Here is a 17,466-nt window from a genome sequence, read left to right as displayed (position 1 = left end):
GCCCCCGCGCCGGGTCAGAACCTGGGGCCGAAGGAGAGGTGGAAGTTCAGCCTCCCCCCCTCCCCCCACCCGGCCTGGACGTGGAGCGGGCCGATCATGGTGTCGGCCGCCAGCCCTACTCCTATCCCGTTGAAATAGCGGTAATCGTAGGGGGGGGCGGAGCGTTCGCCGAGGAAGGCGCCGTTGTAGGTCGCGGTCAGGTAGCCGCGCTTGACCAGGTTGAGGGGGCGAGCGAAGATCTGGCGCCGGTAACCGACGCCCACGACGGCCAGTTGGCGTACCCGGAACTCGTCCCTGCGGAGCCCGAGAAACTGCCGGGAGGCCGCGTCCGCGAACGAGTGCCCCCCGACGAAAATGAGGTCGTAGAAGGGGACATCCCCGTCCGAATACGCGCCGCCGGCCATGAATTGCAGCGTGGACCCGGGCCAGGGGGTCAGGTGCTGGCGGTATTCGGCATGCCAGCGGGAATAGTCGAAATCCCCGCCGAGTTCCCGTTCCTGCAGGTCAGCCCCCAAATCCACCCTCACCCCGCTGTGGGGGAATTCGACGTCATCGAGCGAATCCCAGTGAAGGCGGAAGAGGAGCCCCGCATGCCGTGAGGAGCCCTCCACCCGGAAGGGATCGGAGCCGCCGGTGATGCGCACCCGCTCGAAGCGGTACCCGCCGGAGAGTTCCAGCTGGCGGCAGAGGAGGGCGCCGACGGTCAGCTGGCCGCTCTCGCGCTTGTCGGTGAACTTGTCGATGCGCTCCTCCTCCCGGATGTCCAGCCGCTCCAGCCTGCCGACCTCGACCCGCGGCTCCACGAAGAGAAACGGGAGCGATGGGGGGACGATGCGGAGGGAGGCGAAATGGCTTTCCAGCCCCCCGAACTGGGTCGAGACCGTCAGCTTCGAGGAGGTGTGAAAGAGCTGGCGCGCGGTGTACTCCGCCAGGGCCACGAACTGGTAGTCGTTGTCGTAGCGGAGGCTCGCTCCCAGGGTGTTCAGCAGCGCCTCCCGGACCACGAATTTGAGGTGATAGGCGTCGTCCTTCAGCGGCTCGAGGGTGTAGGAGACGCTCTCGAAAAACCGGGTCGCGTACAGCCGGCTGACCTCCGCGCCTATGGAGGCCGGGTCCGCCCTGTCCCCCGGCCGGACCCGCATCCCCGCCTGGAGCTGGGAGGCGGGGATCTGCGCCAGCCCCTCGAAGGAGATGGAGCCGATGACGGGGGGGGCGGACCGGGGGGAATGGGGGAGCGCCCGCGGGAGGGATTCCCGGGTCAGCTCTTTCAGTTCCTCCATGCGCGCCCGGGCCGCTTCCTCCCCCCGGCGGACGATTTCGGGGATCTTCCCGTAATCGCTGCCGGAGAGCCCCTCCAGGTCGGGCTTCAGGAGCAGGGAGGCGAGCCGCCGGTTCACCCGCACGTTGTCGCTCATCTGGAGGCTGATCGACTGGTCGATGACGTTGAAGAAGGTCCGGAGGTCCTCCGCGTCCAGGAGCGGGGAGGTGACGTCCACGGCGATGAGGATGTCCGCGCCCATGGCGTGGGCGACGTCGGTGGGGAGGTTGTTGGCCAGCCCCCCGTCGGCCAGCAGCATGCCTTCGTGCTGGAGCGGCGTGAACAGGAGCGGGACCGCCATCGATGCCCGGAGCGCCTGCGTCATGGACCCTTGCCTGAACACGTAGGGAGTGCCGTCGAGGAGGTTCGTGGCCACGGCGCGGAAACGGACGCGGAGCCGGTCGAAGTCGTACCCCGCCTCGAGCATCTGGCGGGTGGTCAGGATATCCAGCGTTTCCGTCAGGCGCTGGCCTCCCCACAACCCGCTCGGGAGTTCGGGATTCCAGCCCCGAAAGGTGACCTGGCCCTGGTAGCGCGTGTCGCTCCGTTCGATCAGGGGGGTGAGGCGGCGCTGCGGCGCGTCGCTGAAAAGGTTGTTCCAGTCCTGGCTTTCCAGGAACCGCTCGATTTCGTCCGGGCTGTGCCCCACGGCGTACAGCCCCCCGACCAGGGCGCCCATGCTCGTTCCGGTGATCGACTCCACCGGGATCCCTGCCTGCTCGAGCACCCTCAGGACTCCGATGTGCGCGGCGCCGCGGGCACCCCCCCCGCTGAGCACCAGCCCTACCCTGGGAGACTGTGGCTGCGCCCCGAGGCGGTCCCCGGCGGCCAGCAGGACGAGGAGGGAAAGAAGAACGGGCATGCGACGCTTCATGATGCTTCATACATTATCATCTCATGAGCGAAATCCTGATCCTTATTTGGCCCCCTCCCGACCGCGGAACAGGTAACACCCGGGTCCCGGCTGCGTAATCATCGGTAACAGAGTCATCACAGGAGTGAAGGAAACCAATGAAACGGGGAGGAAGGGTATTCCATGAGAAGATCGATGCTTTTAGCGGGGGCGGCGCTGGCGCTGGCCCTGGTGGGGACGGCGCCCGGCGCCGACGTGACCGGGAAATGGGTCGCGGAGTCCCAGGGGATGCAGGGACCGGCAGAGACCGTGTTCAACTTCACGGTGGCCGGGGACACCTTGACCGGGACCGTCAGCGGCCGCAGGGGGGATAGCGAAATCACCGAAGGAAAGGTGGACGGGGATGAAATCAGGTTTGTCGTCGTGCGCAGGTTCGGCGAAAACGAGATGAAGACCATCTACACCGGCAAGGTCGCTGGAGATGAAATCACCTTCACGATCGACCGGGAATTCTCGGGCCAGCCGGGCGGAGGCATGGGCGGCCCCGGCGGCGGGATGGGCGGTCCCGGCGGCGGGATGGGCGGTCCCCCTCCGGGTGGCGGGATGGGCGGTCCCCCTCCGGGTGGCGGGATGGGCGGTCCGGGCGGCCCCGGGGGCGGACCCCGGGCTCCACGGGAAATCGTGGCGAAGCGGGTTCAGTAGGCGACTCCCAATTTCGCGGGCAGGCGGGCGGATGGCGCCTGCCCGCACAGGAAGGACTCATGACAAAAGGCACCGTCATCGCGGCGATGTTCTGCGCCCTCCTGGCGTTCGGCATGATGTCGTCTCTCCCGGGGGCGGGCACGGAGGGGACGGAGGCGTTCGACGCCCGGGTGCGGGAGACCCTCGAGAGCCACAACCGCTCCTGGGGGGGGATGAACGTTCCCGAGGCGGACGGCAGGGCGCTCTACGACCTCATCGTCCGGAACAACTACAAGCGCGCGCTCGAAATCGGGACCTCGAACGGGTACTCCGGAATGTGGATAGCCTGGGCGCTGTCCAAAACCGGCGGGAAACTGATCACCGTCGAAATCGACGCGGGGCGCCACAGGGAGGCGCTCGGGTATTTCGCCCGCGCGGGGCTGGACCGGTATATCGACGCGAGGCTGGGGGACGCGCATGAAGTGGTGCCGGCGCTCGAAGGCCCCTTCGATTTTGTGTTCTGCGACGCGGACAAGGAGTGGTACGCGAGGTATCTGGAGGCCGTCCTTCCGAAACTGACCGTGGGGGGGATCTTTGCGGCCCACAACGTGTCGCAGCGTCCGGCGCGCGGCGGCCGCATGGGCGGACGGGGCTTCGGCGGCGGTCCCGCCGGCGATTTCCTGGAATTCGCCCGCAGCCTGCCGAACCTGGAAACCTCCATCGCGGACATTCCAGGTTCGGCGGGCCTCAGCGTCAGCCGCAAGACGAAATAGGCGCGGCCGGGCTATTCCGCCCTGCGGCGGCGGAAGGCCGGTTCGTCGAGGTTGTCCTTGAGCGACTCCAGCTGGTAGTCGATCGTCTTGCTCGAATCGGCCGGCGCCAGGGGGATGACGTTCCCCGTGCCCCGGGGGTGGTCGTTGATCCCCCGGGGGCGTTCCCCCGCGCCCTGGTTGAAACCGGTGGCGATGACGGTGATCTTGATCCGGTCCCCCATCTCCTCGTCGTACACGGCGCCGAAGATCGTGTCCTCGGCCCCGGCGACTTCCTCGATGATCTGCGCGGCCGCGGCCACTTCGTGCAGGCGGAGGCTCTCGCGGGTGGCGGTGATGTTGATAAGCACCCCCCGGGCGCCGCGGATGGAGGTTTCCTCGAGCAGCGGGCTCGAGATCGCCCGCTGGGCGGCCTCGACGGCGCGGTTTTCCCCTTCGGCCATCCCGGTTCCCATCAGGGCCATCCCTTTGCCGGACATGATGGTGCGGACATCGGCGAAATCGACGTTGACGATGCCGGGCATGGTGATGATGTCCGAAATCCCCTGGACCGCCTGGCAGAGTACGTCGTCGGCGTAGCGGAAGGAATCCTCGAGCAGGGCGTCGGCCCCCATGGCGCAGAGCAGCCGCTCGTTGGGGATGGTGATCAGGGTGTCGACCACCTCCTTGAGCTCGTTGATCCCCTCGTCCGCATGCTGCAGGCGCCTCCGCCCCTCGAAATTGAAAGGCTTGGTGACGACGCCCACCGTCAGCGCTCCCAGTTCGGTGGCCAGGCTGGCGATGATGGGGGCGGCTCCGGTCCCGGTTCCCCCCCCCATCCCGGCGGTGACGAAGACCATGTCGGCCCCGTCGAGGAGTTCGATGATGCGTTCGGTGTCCTCGAGCGCCGCCTGGCGCCCCTTTTCGGGGATGGCGCCGCAGCCCAGGCCGTTGGTCAGCTTGGTGCCGATCTGCAGCTTGATGGAAGCGTGCGAGTCCCGGAGCGCCTGGATGTCGGTGTTGGCGGCGATGAATTCGACGCCCCCGATCTTCGCCTGGATCATGCGGTTGACGGCGTTGCCGCCCGCGCCGCCGATGCCGATGACCTTGATCCTCGCCGCCGGCTGCCGGTCCTCGTCGAACCTGAATTTCAGGGGTTCCTCCTCAAAGCGCAATTTCTCCGTTTGCATCTGCTCCCTCCTCTCCGATACCAGAAGCTAATTCCCTGCCAATGACAGAATCCTGTTGAGCAGCCAGGGGGTGCCGCCCGCCCTCCCCCACTTCTTTTTGCGGACCACGGCCTCTTCGGCCCCGAAAAGGGCCAGGCCCACCGCGGTCGAGTACACGGGATGGGACAGTTCGGGGGGGAGGCCCCGTATGCCCAGCGGGAGCCCCTGGCGGACCGGCATGCCCAGGATTTCCTCGCTGAGTTCCACCATGCCGTCGAGCATGCTCCCCCCCCCGGTGATGACCACCCCCGCGATGAGGTTCTGGCTTACCAGCGCCTTCCTGAGCTGGTCGGCGACCAGTTCCAGGATTTCAACCGCGCGGTCCCGAAGAATGCTGCAGATCACGCGCCTCGACACGTTGCGGGCGGCACGGGTTCCCATGCCGGGGACCAGCACGGAATCCTCCGCCAGGATCCTTTCGGTGAGCACCGTCCCTGCATCCTTCTTGATGCGCTCCGAGTCCTCGATCGTGGTCTGCAGCCCGATCGCCAGGTCGCGGGTGAAGTGGGTCCCCCCCACCGGCAGGACCTTGGTGAAATGGACCGCGTCCCCCAGGAAGACGGCGATGTCGGTGGTGCCCCCCCCGATGTCGATGATGGCGGTGCCCAGTTCCTTTTCGTCCCGGGTCAGGACGGCCTCGGCGCTGGCCAGCGGCTGCGCCACCACCTTTTTGACCCGCATCTGTGCGCGGTTGACCGCGTTGATCAGGTTCTGGTTGAGCGCGATCTGGCAGGTCACGACGTGAATGTTGACGTCGAGCTGCGATCCGAACAGCCCGACCGGGTTTTTGATCCCCCCCCGGTCGTCCAGGAAAAATTCCTGCGGCAGCACATGGACGACCTCGCGGTCGGGTGAAATCGGCACCGACTGGGCGGCGGCGATCACCTGGGTCCTCGCCTCCTCCGTGACCTCGTGACGGTTCCCCCCGATGTCGATGGCGCCGCGGGAGTTGAAGCTCTGGAAATGATCCCCGGCGGCCCCCACGATCACCCAGTCCACCGAGACCTCCGACTTCAGTTCCGCCTCGTCGGCCGCCTTGCGGATCGAAGCCGCCGCGGCGTCGAGATCGATGACCACGCCCTTGTGCAGCCCCGCGCTGTCGGCGTAGCCCGTGCTGATCAACTCCAGCCCCCCGTCCAGGTGGGTCCGGGCGATCATCATGCAGGTCTTGGTGGTCCCGACGTCCAGTCCACAGATGATGCGATCTTTTTTCACGGGTTCCTCCGCTCCTGCTCTCCAAGTCCGGCCGTTTTGCCCTTCAGCGGATCGGTCTGCCGCAGCCGGTAGACGATCTGGCTGTCGAAACGGAGGTCGATGCGCTCGATCTCGGCGTACTGGTCCTTCAGCTTCCGGTATTCGGAAGGGTTGTTGATGAATTTGCTGAAGCGCTTCAGGTAGTCCTTTTCGCCGAGGATCACCTCGGCCGTGTCGTCCACCAGCACGACCTTCAGGTTATTGCGGTCGGCGATGTCCACCTCGGATATGATCCGGGTGTAGCGGGGCGATCCCGATGCGATCTCCGCCAGCATTTCCATCCCCCGGTGGATGCGGGCGCTGTTCTCCTCCTGGTACATTTCGTAGGTTTCCGCGTCCTCCCCCAGGACACCCCTGAAAACGGGGACGTCCAGCTTCCCGAACCTCGGGTCGTAGCGGTCGAGCAGGATCCCTTCGCTGTCCGTGACCATCAGCGCGCCTTTCATTTCCACGATGACGGCCGGGACGCGCTCCCGGACGTAAAGGACAAGGTCCGAGGGGAGAACCCGGAGGACCTCGACGTCCCGCACCCAGGTCTCCCGCCGGATGCGATCCCGGACCGCGGCGAGGTCGATCTTCAGGGTATTCACCGGGAACTCCCGGGCGACCATGGCCTCCAGGCCGGCGCTGTCGAGCTCGCGGCAGCCGTGGACCCGGACCTTGCCGAGGTTGAAGGCTTCGGCGTTCAGGGCATAGACATAGGCCGAAACCGCCGCCGCGACGAGGACCACGAGGATCCCCCCCCTTCCCGCCGTCCGGAGCAGGGCGGCGAACCGGCGCCCCGCCATGGGGCCCTGGCCCAGGTTCCGGGGGGGCTTTCTGCGGGATCGGGCCCTGTCCGGGGGCGGAACGATCCGGGCGTTACGCGCTTCCCGAGGTCTGTTGGTCTTGATCTCCATAACCCTATGTCTTCAAAAAGTCCTCTCCCAGTTTCCAGACGTCACCGGCTCCCAGGGTCAGCAGTATATCTCCATCCCGGAGCCTTTGCCCGAGAAGTTTCCGCGCGCTCCCGGCGTCCGGTGCGTACACGACCTCCCGGTGGCCGAATTTCTTGATCCCCTCGACCAGGCTTTCGGCGTCCACCCCCGCGATGGGGTCCTCGCCCGCGGCGTAGACGGGGAGCACGACAAGCACGTCGGCGTGGTAGAAGGAGCGGGCGAAGTCCTCCGCGAGCGCCCGGGTCCGGCTGTAACGGTGGGGCTGAAAGACCGCGACGATGCGGCGGTCGCACGCCTGGCGCGCGGCGCGCAGGGTGGCCACGATCTCCGTCGGGTGGTGAGCGTAATCGTCCACCACCAGGACGTCCCCCTTCTTCCCCCGGACCTGGAACCTCCGGTCCGCGTTCTGGAAGGATTCCAGGGCCCCGGCCGCCTTTTCGAAGGGGATGTCCAGTTCCAGCGCCACGGCCACGGCCGCCAGCGCGTTCAGGATCGCGTGGACCCCCGGCACCTGCAGCTTGAGAACGCCGAGCGGCCGGCCGTGGCGCCCGATGCGGCACTCGGAGCCGAAATCGCGGAACTGGACGCGGGAGGCGACGAGGTCGGCCTGGCTGCTGGTCCCGTAGGTGATCGTCCGGCGCTCGATGCGCGGAATGACCGCCTGGACGTTCGGGTCGTCCAGGCAGAGGACGACGCTCCCGTAGAAAGGGACCTTGTTCGCGAAGGCGACGAAGGTGGACTGGATCTCTTCGAGGTCCGCGTAGTGATCGAGATGTTCCCGGTCGATGTTGGTCACGACGGCGATGGCGGGATTCAGCTTGAGAAAGGAGCCGTCGCTTTCGTCCGCCTCGGCGACGAGGAAATCACCCTTTCCCAGCTTCGCGTTGCTCCCGAAGGCGTTCAACCTGCCGCCGATGACGGCGGTGGGGTCCAGTCCCCCGGCCACCAGCACGGTGGCGATCATGGAGGTCGTGGTGGTCTTGCCGTGGGCCCCGGCGACGGCGATGCCGTATTTCAGCCGCATCAGTTCGGCCAGCATCTCGGCCCTGGGGATCACCGGGATCTGCAGCCGCCGGGCTTCGGCCACCTCGACGTTGTCGGACCGGACGGCCGAGGAGATCACGACCACGTTCGCCCCCGCCACGTGGTCCGCCCGGTGTCCCAGGTGGATGTTCCCGCCGAGGGCCGTCAGGCGGTCCAGCGCCGGGCCCGGCTTCAGGTCGGAGCCCGAAACCTGGTAGCCGAGGTTGAGGAGAAGTTCGGCGATGCCGCTCATGCCGATGCCGCCGATCCCCACGAAATGCAGTCTCTGGATTTTCCGGAACATGCCTATCCCGCGCCCTCCGCCAGTTTGTTCTGGTACGACAGGTTGAGCAACACGCCCGTGGCCAGCATGTTCAGCCAGAGCGAACTCCCCCCCTGGCTCATGAACGGCAGCGCGATCCCCTTGGTCGGCGTCATCGCCAGCACCATGGAGATGTTGATGAACCCCTGCAGCGTGACCATGAGGGTGATGCCCAGGGCAAGATAGAAGCCGAAGCGGTCCCTGGAGCGGAGGGCGATGCGGGTCCCGCGGAGGAAATAGATCAGAAAGCCGGCCACGACCAGGGTGGTGCCGACCAGGCCCATCTCCTCCCCGATGACGGCGAAGATGAAATCGCTGCTCGCCTCCGGGAGGTAGAAGAGCTTCTGCCTGCCGGCGCCCAGGCCCAGGCCCGTCAGCCCCCCGCTGCCGACGGCGATCAGGGACTGGGTGATCTGCCATCCCGTACCCATCGGGTCCTCGAACGGGTTCCGGAAAGCCTGGATCCGGTCCCAGCGGTAGGGGACCTTGACCACGAAATAGTAAAAAGCCGGTATGGCCATGGCCGCGGCGCCGGCAAAATAGCGCCAGGAGAGCCCCGCGACGTACAGGAGCACGGCGACGATCAGGCAGAGGCAGAGGGCCTGCCCCAGGTCGGGCTCGACGGCGATCAGGACGGCGAAGAAGCCGACGGCCAATCCCAGCGGGAGCAGCCTGCGGGCGAACCGGTTGATCTCCCCCTCGTGCCGGTGGAGGAACCAGGCGACGAACATGAGCACGGCGAGTTTGGCGATTTCCGAGGGCTGAAAGGTGAAGCCCCCGAAGTGGAGCCAGCGATGGGCGGCGTTGATCTCGGGCTGGGTCAGGACCAAGAGGAGGAGGGCGGCGCAGACCGACAGAAAGGCCGCCAGGACCTTCGGTTTCTGCCAGTGGCGGTAGTCTATCTTCATCATGCCGTACATCAGCACCAGGCCCCCCGCCGCGAAGGCCAGCTGGCGAAGGAAGAAGTAGGACGACATGCCGTGTTCGGACGCGGCTTTGACCGAGGACGCGCTATACACCATCACCAGGCCGAAGATGGCCAGAAACCCGGCGGTGAAGAAGAGGACCTTGTCGCTGCTCGGTTTATAAGCCATGGGACTCCTCCCCGCTGGGACCGGGGCGCCGCCCGGCCTGCCCGCCCCGGATCGGGGCGCGGACCGCTTCCTTGAACGCGAGCCCGCGCTCTTCGTAATCCCGGAACATGTCGAAACTGGCGCAGGCGGGGGCCAGCAGGACCACGTCTCCGGGCCCGGCCGCCCGCCGGCAGGCCGACACCGCCTCTTCCATCGATCCGGCGGCGGAAACGGCCGTCGCGTCAGCCAGGGCCCGGCGGAGCTTGTCCGACGCCTCGCCGATCACCACGAGGCGCCGGACACGTTCGCGGACGAGGGGGCGCAGGGAGGCGAAATCGCCCTCCTTGTCCCGCCCCCCGGCGATCAGGAGGATGTTGCCGGGGAAAGCCTCCAGGGCTTTGGCGGTCGCGTCCACGTTGGTGGCCTTGGAATCGTTGTAATAGCGCACCCCGTCCAGCTCCGCGACGAACTCGATCCGGTGCTCCACCCCCCGGAAGGCGCGGACGCCGGCCTCGAGGCCCTCGGCCGGGACCCCGGCCAGGATCGCCATGGCGCAGGCCGCGAGCACGTTTTCCAGGTTGTGCCCCCCCACGAGGCCGACGGCCTCGACGGGGAAGAGGTCCCGTTCCCCGTCCTCGTCGCGGTAGAGGACGCGGCCGCCGCGCACGAAGGCCCCCCGCTCGAGAGACCGGCGCCGGCTGAACAGCACCGGGCGGGAGCTCACGGCGGCCGCCATGGCGGCCGTGCGCGGGTCGTCGGCGTTCAGCACCGCCCGGTCCCCGGCCCCCTGGTTCATGAGCAGGCGCTGTTTCGCGGCGACGTACTCCCCGAACCCGGGGTACCGGTCCAGGTGATCGGGGGTGAGATTCAGGATCGCGCCGATCGCGGGCCGGAAGGTGTCGATCGCCTCCAGCTGGAAGCTGGACAGCTCCACGGCGTAGAGATCTCCGGGAGCGGAGTCCCCGGCATACCTAATGAGGGGGATTCCGATGTTGCCGGCGGCGCGGCAGCGAAGTCCGGCGGCGGAGGCCAGGTGGGCCACCAGGGCCGTCGTCGTCGTCTTGCCGTTGGAACCCGTGACCCCGATGATCGTCCCCTCGATGTGGCGGTAGGCCAGTTCGACCTCGGCGATGAGGGGGACCCCGGCGGCCCGGCTGGCGTCGAAGAGGGGGAGCGACAGGGGGATGCCCGGGCTGACCACGACCAGGTCCGAGCTGCGGAAGCTCTCCTCCCGGTGTCCCCCGAGTTCCAGTGTCAGCTCCCCGGACCGGGCGGCCAGCTCTTCGAGCCCGCCGAGGGCGGGTTCCAGGTTCGCCCTCGGCCGGATGTCGGTGAGGGTGACGTGGGCCCCGCGCGACAGCAGGAAGCGGGCCGCGGCCACTCCGCTCCTCCCCGCCCCCGCCACCAGTACCGACTTTCCGCGATAGTTCATCCGTTCTTCTCCGGGCCCGGGCCGTCGGCCAGCGGGAAGAGGGAGCAGAGGCTCCCGACGATCTTTTCCATGTGCACGCCGCGCGAGCCCTTGATCAGTACCAGGTCCCCCGGCTGCACACATTCCGTGACGAAGCCGGCCGCCGCGTCGGCGTCCCCGAAAAAACGGGCCCGGGACCGGGGCATCCCGGACTCTACCGCCGCGCGGACGATCTCGGCCGCTGCGCCACCGACCCCTACGACCAGGTCCACCCCCCGGCGCGCGGCGTGGAGGCCGCACTCGAAATGGAGCCCCGCCGAACCCTCCCCCAGTTCGCGCATTTCGCCCGCGACCAGGATCCGGCGCGAAAAATAGGGCATTTCCGACAGGGTGTCAATCATCTGCGTGAGCGCCCTGGGATTGGAATTGTAAGAGTCGTCGATCGCCGCGAACCCCTCCCTGAAGCGGAGGATCCCCCCCCGCATCGCCACCGGGTGGAGCTTCCCGAGGCCCGCGACGATCTTTTCCGGCTTCATGCCGTAACGGCATCCGAGCGCCACTGCCGGAAGGGCGTTCATCACATAGTGGGCGCCGGCGAACGGGATCCCGGCCGGGCCGCAATAGCCGGGGCAGGTGAGCTCGAAGCCGGTCTGCTCCGGGCCGAGGATCCGGATTCCGTCCGCGCGGACCTCCGCGGCGGGAGAGCGCCCGAAGGAGATCTTCTTCCCGGGGTAGCGCCCGGCGATGGCGCGGACCCGCTCGTCATCAGCATTGAAGATGAGGAGCCCACCGGCGGGGAGGTTTTCCGGCAGCTCCGCCTTCGCCCGGGCGATCGAGTCCACCGAATCGAAAAATTCCAGGTGGACGGGGGCCACGTTGGTCAGGATGCCGACCTGGGGCCGGGCGATGCGGCACATCTCGGCGATTTCCCCGGCCGCGCTCATTCCCATCTCGAAGATTCCCATGCGGTGATGCGGGCCGAGGCCACAGAGGGCCAGCGGGAGCCCGTAGAGGTTGTTGAAGTTGCCGGGAGTCTGGTGCACGGGGAACTCCGCTCCGAGCAACTCGGCCGCAAACTGCCGGGTTGTGGTCTTGCCCATGCTCCCGGTGACGGCCACGAGCGTGCCGGACCAGCGTGAGCGCACCGATCCGGCCAGCGACTTCAATGCGCGGTGGGTGTCGTCGACCTCGATGAGCACGCATTCGGGGGGGAACGGGCCGGGGTGGCGGTAGCCTTTCTCCGCTACGACCCCCAGCGCCCCCGCGGAGAGCGCTGCCGGGATGAACCGGTGCCCGTCCTGGTTGGGTCCCCGGATGGCGAAGAAGAGATCGCCCGGGCGGAGGGTCCGGGTGTCAATCGAAACCCCGGCGAGGAGCGTGCCGCCGCTTCCGGCGACCAGCGCCCCGCCCGTGCCCGCCTGCACCTGTGCCGCCGTAAGCCGGGTCATGGCGCCTCCTCGCCGGGCGCGGTTCCCGGGCGGTTACGGAGGCATTGCGCCGCCACCTCCCGGTCGTCGAAGGGGAAGGTCCGGGTCCCGATGATCTGGTAGTCCTCGTGCCCTTTCCCCGCGATCACCACGATGTCGCCCGACCGGGCCATGGCGACGGCGGCGGCTATGGCCTCGCGGCGGTCGGGGATGACGTCGAAGGGGGCGGGGCCCTCCTCCAGGCCCGGTTCGATTTCCCTCAGGATGGAATCGGCGTCCTCGGTTCTCGGGTTGTCGCTGGTGGCGATCACGCGATCGCTCCATTTCGCGGCGATGGCGCCCATGACGGGGCGCTTGGCACGGTCCCGGTCGCCGCCGCAGCCGAAGACGGTGATGAGCCTCCGGCGGGGGAGTTCCCGGGCGGTGCGCAGGACGTTTTCGAGCGAGTCGGGGGAATGGGCGTAGTCGACGAGCACCAGGAAATCCTGTCCCCCCTCGACCCTCTGCATCCGTCCCGGGACCCCCGCGAGGGCCGCGACGCCGGCGCCGATGTCGTCGAGGCCGAGGCCGAGGCCGAGGGCGGCGCCGGTGGCGGCCATGATGTTGTAGGCGTTGGGGCGTCCGATCAGGGGGGACCGTAAACGGGCTTCCCCCGCCGGAGTCCCGAGGCGGAGCCGGGTCCCTTCGAAACCGCTCTGGAAGTCGAGGACACGGATGTCGGCCGCCCGGTCGAAGCCGAAGGTCAGGACGCCCGCGCCCGCCGCGGCCGCGAGTTTCCGGCCCCAGGTGTCATCGATGTTGATGACGGCGGTTTCCAGCCGGTTGCGGTTGCCGGGGGTGAAGAGGATCATCTTCGCCTCGAAGTAGGCGTCCATGGTCCTGTGGAAATCGAGGTGGTCGTGCGTCAGGTTCATGAACACGCCCACCGCGAACCGCGCCCCGTAGACCCTTTTCTGCGCCAGGGCGTGAGAGGAGACTTCGAGGGTTCCGTGCGTGCACCCCAGGTCGACCGCCCGGCGGAAAAACCGGTACAGGTCGGGGGCTTCCGGGGTGGTGTGCTTCGCCGGGAACTCCTCATCGCCGATCTTCATCCCGATGGTGCCCGCCAGGCAGGAGCGCAGCCCCGCGCCGCGGAGGATGGAATAGAGGAGGTAGGTGCAGGTGGTTTTCCCCTTGGTCCCGGTGACGGCCGCGAGCCGGAGCGACGCGCAGGGGTCGCCGTACCAGACGCGGGCGACGTCGGCCAGAAACGCCCGCGCATCTTCGACGACGATGCGCGCCTCTCCCGGGAGGGGGGCGGACGGCGCCTCGGAAGCCACGGCCGCGGCTCCCCGGGACAGGGCCTCGCCGATGAAGCGCGCCCCGTCCTCCTTCTCTCCCCGGATGGCGACGAACAGGTCCCCGGCCCGCACCAGGCGCGAGTCGTATGCGATCCCCCCGATGAGGATATCACCCCTCCCGTTCCACCTGACGCCGGGGATCCGTTCGAGCACTTCCTGCAGCAGCATGGGTCCGTTCTCCTCAGGGCCGATCGTTCGACGTTTGCGCATCCGCGCGCTCGGCCGCGTACTGCTCCTCCGCGGCCGCCATCGCTTTTTCGAGGTTCGCCTGGACAAAGGTCACGCTGCAGGTCTCTCCCCTGGGGATCCGGGTCCCGGGCGCGGGGGACTGGAAGACGGCGATCCCGGACCCCCTGGCCTCGAGGTGGATCCCGATATCGACGCACTGGTAGAGGACGTCGCGCTTGGACCGGCCCCGGAAGTCGGGCAGGGGCACCCAGTCCCCGTCCACCCTCACCGAGAGGACCCCCGGCGTTTCCCGCGTGGGCGGGCGCCGCTCGGGGAAGGGGGCCATGGGACGGACCGGGGTGGCGTCGGGCCGGTAATCCTGGGAACCCGAGGCCATCGGCTGCGGCTTCGGCAGCGGCAGGCCGGGGTCGGGGGGGATCCGGAGCTGCATCAGGACTTCCTGGGTCACCCTCTTGAAGACGGGGGCGGAGACATCGCCGCCGTAGTGCCCCCTGGAGGGCTCGTCGAGCTGCGCCAGCACCGTGATGCGGGGGCGCGGCAGCGGGGCGAACCCGATGAAGGAGGCGACGTAGCGGGTGGCGGAGTAGCGCCCGTTGACGATTTTCTGGGCCGTCCCCGTCTTCCCGGCCGCGCGGTACCCCTCGAGCGCCGCCCGTTTCCCGGTCCCGCGCACCACCACCCCCTCGAAGGCATGGGTCACCGCCTCCGCCGTTCTCGGGCTCATGATCCGCTCCCGCTCGGGCTCGTGCACCCTGACGAGGTCGCCGTTTTCATCGATCACGCGGTCCACGACCGAGGGGCGGACCCGGAACCCCCCGTTGGCGATGGAGTTGATGGCGCCGAGGATCTGCATCGAGGTGACCCCGACTTCCTGCCCGAAGGAGATCGCGCCGATCGACAACCCCGACCACTTGTGCCAGTCGCGCACCAGGCCGATGATTTCGCCCGGGAGGTCCACCCCGGTTCTGGAGCCGAAGCCGAAGGTGCGGAGCGCCTCGTGCAGCCTCTCCTCCCCCAGCCGGAGACCGAGCTTGGCGACCCCCACGTTGGAGGAGAATTCGAGGATCTGGCTGAAGCTCAGCATCCCGTAGGCCTTGTGGTCGCGGAAGCGGTGGCCCCCGATCTGGATCGAACCCATCTGGCAGTCGATCATCTCGTCCGGGTGCGTCAGCCCCGCCTCCAGGGCCGCGGTCGCCACGACCACCTTGAACGTGGACCCCGGTTCGAACATATCCGAGACCGCCCGGTTGCGCCAGTGGTCGGCCTTGTACTCGTTGTACTTGTTGCAGTTGAATTGCGGGTAGTTGGAAAGGGCGAGGATCCTTCCGGTCTCCGACTCCATCACGATGACGGTCCCGGCCTTCGCCCCGGACGCCTCCACGCCTGCCGCCAGCTCCCGGTCGGCGATGTACTGGATCGATTTGTCGATGCTGAGCACGAGGCTGCGCCCCTGGACGGGGGGCTTGTCGACCCTGACCCTGAAGGAGCGGCGGCGGGCGTCGACATCGAAGGAGTAGGCGCCTTCCGAACCCTTGAGCTCGCTGTCGTACTGGAGTTCCAGTCCCGCGCCCCCATCCCCGTTCATGTTGACGAACCCGAGCGTGTGGCTGGCCAGGTCCCGGTTGGGGTACACGCGCATGCTCTCGTCCACGAAATAGACGCCGTCCATGTCGAGGGCTTCGATGCGGGCCTCGGCCTGGGGGTCGATCCTGCGCTTGACGATCGTGAAGCTCCGGTGGGCGGGATCGGACATCCGGGCCAGGAGCTGCCGGGGGTCCAGTTCCAGGATCGACGCCAGCTGCCGGGCGGCGGCGGGGATGTCCTTCATCCTGCGCGGCTCGGCCACGGCCGTGCTCACGGTCACGCTGGAGGCGAGTTCGGCCATGCGGCTGTCGTAGATGACGCCGCGCGGCGCGTGGATGGAGCGGCGCACCTGCTGCCGCTCGGAGGCCAGGAGGCGGTAGGAGGGGTGCTCGAAGACCTGCAGCTGCACCAGCCGGAGCAGGATGAGAGCGCCCCAGAAGGAAATCCCCAGGATCACCAGAGCGATTCTCGAATTCCTGGAGCTGCGGCCGCTGTCGGACATAACGGTTTATGACGGACGAGATACGATCGACGATCCCGCGCGCGCGGGTCCTGGCGTCAATCGTCGATCATAGATCGTCGATCCTCTCTTCGGGTTTCAATTGCTGCGGTTGCCGCCCGATCGGGGTCCCTGGTTCAGCTTCCCCGGCCCTGTGTCCCCGGCATCGGCCAGCGCCAGGGCGTAGGCCCCCGGTTCGGCTCTGCGTGCGGACGGCAGGATGACCTGGTTCGGGCGCAGCGGCGCCATCTCGAGTTCGTTGCGGGCGAGGATATCGATCCGTTCGGGACTGGCGAGGGTCTCCTCCTCGAGGATCAGCCTCTTCTGCGTGCGCACGAGCGCTTCCTCCCGGGCGAACAGGCTCTGGCTTTCGTATCCGATATGGACGATCTGGCCGCGGACCCAGGAGTAGAAGAGAAAGGCTCCCGCGATCAGGGCGAGGGCGGCTATGGTGCCGAGCATTTCCCACAGCATGCGGGCATCGATTTCGCGCCGGATTCCGTAGTTGCGTGCTTCTATGCTAGCTGCCCAGTCTGTCATCGTGATCTCCAGGTTTTTCTTCGGGCGATCTGTTTCCGGCCCCCGTTTCCGGGCCGGGCGCTTCGGTTCGCTCCAGGGCCCTCAGCCGCGCGCTGCGGGCCCTGGGGTTGGTCTGCACTTCCTCCTCCCCCGGCGTCAGGGGACGCGGGGTGAGGATGCACCCCCTCTCCGTCCTGGGGCAGGTGCACAGTTCCGGCGCGGCATCGCACACGCACTGTCCGGCCAGCCGGCGGAACGCCCTCTTGACGATCCGGTCTTCCAGGGAGTGGAAGGCAAGGACCACGATCCTGCCCCCCGGCCTGAGGAATCCGAAGGCATCCGTGAGCAGCTCTTCCAGCCCTTCCAGCTCCTCGTTGACCGCTATCCGCAGCGCCTGGAAGGTCCTGGTCGCAGGATGGATGCTCTGATGCCCGCGGACCCTGAAGGCGCGGCTGACGACGGCCGCCAGTTGAAGGCACCGGGTGATCGGGGCCCGCTTCCGCTCCCGCACGATGGCGGCGGCGATGCGGCGCGAATGCCGCTCCTCGCCGTAGCGATAGATGATATCGGCCAGCTCCGTCTCCGACATGTTGTTGACCAGGTCGGCCGCCGTCCATTGCTGCGTCCGGTCCATGCGCATGTCCAGCATCTCGTCCGACTGGAAGCTGAACCCGCGCTCGGAGGAGAGCAGCTGGTAGGAATTCACCCCCAGGTCGAGCAGGATGCCGTCCACGGGCGGCAGCGCCAGGTTGTTCAGGATCAGCGGCAGGTTCTTGTAGTTGTCGTGAAACAGGCGAAAGCCCGATCCGAAGGGCGCGAGCCGGAGGGAGGCCCTTTCGAGCGATTCCTTGTCCCGATCGATGCCGATCAGCCGCCCGCCCGGCCGGATCCTTTCCAGGATCCCCAGGGAATGTCCCCCGAGGCCCACCGTGGCGTCGACGTAAAGCCCGCCGGGCTGGCACCGGAGCAGGTCATAGACCTCCCGCCGCATCACCGGAAGGTGTTCGGTTTCCGTATGTCCGCCGTGAAGTGTCATGGTATTCCGGGCCGGTGCAAC

Annotated in this window: 14 protein-coding genes; 2 read left to right on the top strand and 12 right to left on the bottom strand. The window is 67.7% G+C overall.

Annotation, left to right across the window (positions count from 1 at the left end):
* Positions 1 to 14: 14 nt before the first annotated feature.
* Positions 15 to 2,192: a BamA/TamA family outer membrane protein gene (locus GXY47_16860; GenBank protein ID NLV32812.1), complete on the bottom strand. Its 2,178-nt coding sequence runs from the start codon at positions 2,190 to 2,192 to the stop codon at positions 15 to 17.
* Between the two features lie 162 nt (positions 2,193 to 2,354).
* Here GXY47_16860 and GXY47_16855 point away from each other — a divergent pair, with 162 nt between their 5' ends.
* Complete coding sequence (locus tag GXY47_16855) at positions 2,355 to 2,873, top strand: hypothetical protein (protein NLV32811.1); 519 nt, start codon at positions 2,355 to 2,357, stop codon at positions 2,871 to 2,873.
* Positions 2,874 to 2,932: 59 nt separating this feature from the next.
* Positions 2,933 to 3,625, top strand: a complete 693-nt coding sequence (locus GXY47_16850) for a methyltransferase (protein ID NLV32810.1) — start codon at positions 2,933 to 2,935, stop codon at positions 3,623 to 3,625.
* A gap of 11 nt (positions 3,626 to 3,636) precedes the next feature.
* Here the strand turns inward: GXY47_16850 and ftsZ are convergent, their stop codons facing one another.
* From ftsZ to rsmH, 11 genes are all read right to left on the bottom strand, one after another.
* On the bottom strand, positions 3,637 to 4,791 hold the full coding sequence (gene ftsZ, locus GXY47_16845) for a cell division protein FtsZ (protein ID NLV32809.1): 1,155 nt from the start codon (positions 4,789 to 4,791) through the stop codon (positions 3,637 to 3,639).
* Between the two features lie 27 nt (positions 4,792 to 4,818).
* The gene (ftsA, locus tag GXY47_16840; GenBank protein NLV32808.1) at positions 4,819 to 6,045 is read right to left on the bottom strand and encodes a cell division protein FtsA; all 1,227 of its coding nucleotides are present in this window, start codon (positions 6,043 to 6,045) and stop codon (positions 4,819 to 4,821) included.
* The gene (locus GXY47_16835) at positions 6,042 to 6,983 is read right to left on the bottom strand and encodes an FtsQ-type POTRA domain-containing protein (protein NLV32807.1); all 942 of its coding nucleotides are present in this window, start codon (positions 6,981 to 6,983) and stop codon (positions 6,042 to 6,044) included. The genes ftsA and GXY47_16835 overlap by 4 nt, the downstream gene beginning before the upstream one ends.
* 4 nt (positions 6,984 to 6,987) lie before the next feature.
* Positions 6,988 to 8,349, bottom strand: a complete 1,362-nt coding sequence (locus GXY47_16830) for a UDP-N-acetylmuramate--L-alanine ligase (protein ID NLV32806.1) — start codon at positions 8,347 to 8,349, stop codon at positions 6,988 to 6,990.
* Positions 8,350 to 8,351: 2 nt separating this feature from the next.
* Positions 8,352 to 9,461, bottom strand: a complete 1,110-nt coding sequence (gene ftsW, locus GXY47_16825; GenBank protein NLV32805.1) for a putative lipid II flippase FtsW — start codon at positions 9,459 to 9,461, stop codon at positions 8,352 to 8,354.
* On the bottom strand, positions 9,451 to 10,872 hold the full coding sequence (gene murD, locus GXY47_16820) for a UDP-N-acetylmuramoyl-L-alanine--D-glutamate ligase (protein NLV32804.1): 1,422 nt from the start codon (positions 10,870 to 10,872) through the stop codon (positions 9,451 to 9,453). The genes ftsW and murD overlap by 11 nt, the downstream gene beginning before the upstream one ends.
* Complete coding sequence (locus tag GXY47_16815; protein ID NLV32803.1) at positions 10,869 to 12,299, bottom strand: UDP-N-acetylmuramoyl-tripeptide--D-alanyl-D-alanine ligase; 1,431 nt, start codon at positions 12,297 to 12,299, stop codon at positions 10,869 to 10,871. The genes murD and GXY47_16815 overlap by 4 nt, the downstream gene beginning before the upstream one ends.
* Positions 12,296 to 13,786 (bottom strand): UDP-N-acetylmuramoyl-L-alanyl-D-glutamate--2,6-diaminopimelate ligase, encoded by a 1,491-nt coding sequence (locus tag GXY47_16810; protein ID NLV32802.1) that lies wholly within the window; start codon positions 13,784 to 13,786, stop codon positions 12,296 to 12,298. The genes GXY47_16815 and GXY47_16810 overlap by 4 nt, the downstream gene beginning before the upstream one ends.
* Before the next feature lie 13 nt (positions 13,787 to 13,799).
* A complete protein-coding gene (locus GXY47_16805) occupies positions 13,800 to 15,893 on the bottom strand; it encodes a transpeptidase family protein (protein NLV32801.1) in 2,094 nt (697 codons plus the stop codon).
* Positions 15,894 to 15,989: 96 nt separating this feature from the next.
* Complete coding sequence (locus GXY47_16800; GenBank protein ID NLV32800.1) at positions 15,990 to 16,430, bottom strand: cell division protein FtsL; 441 nt, start codon at positions 16,428 to 16,430, stop codon at positions 15,990 to 15,992.
* Positions 16,411 to 17,445 carry a 16S rRNA (cytosine(1402)-N(4))-methyltransferase RsmH gene (gene rsmH, locus GXY47_16795; protein ID NLV32799.1) on the bottom strand — a complete coding sequence of 345 codons (1,035 nt, stop codon included), beginning with the start codon at positions 17,443 to 17,445 and terminating at the stop codon, positions 16,411 to 16,413. Before rsmH ends, GXY47_16800 begins: the two co-directional genes overlap by 20 nt.
* Positions 17,446 to 17,466 lie beyond the last annotated feature (21 nt).

Source organism: Acidobacteriota bacterium, assembly GCA_012729555.1.
In the GTDB taxonomy this organism is placed as follows: domain Bacteria; phylum Acidobacteriota; class UBA6911; order UBA6911; family UBA6911; genus UBA6911.
This window is presented reverse-complemented; position numbering and strand designations above follow the sequence as displayed.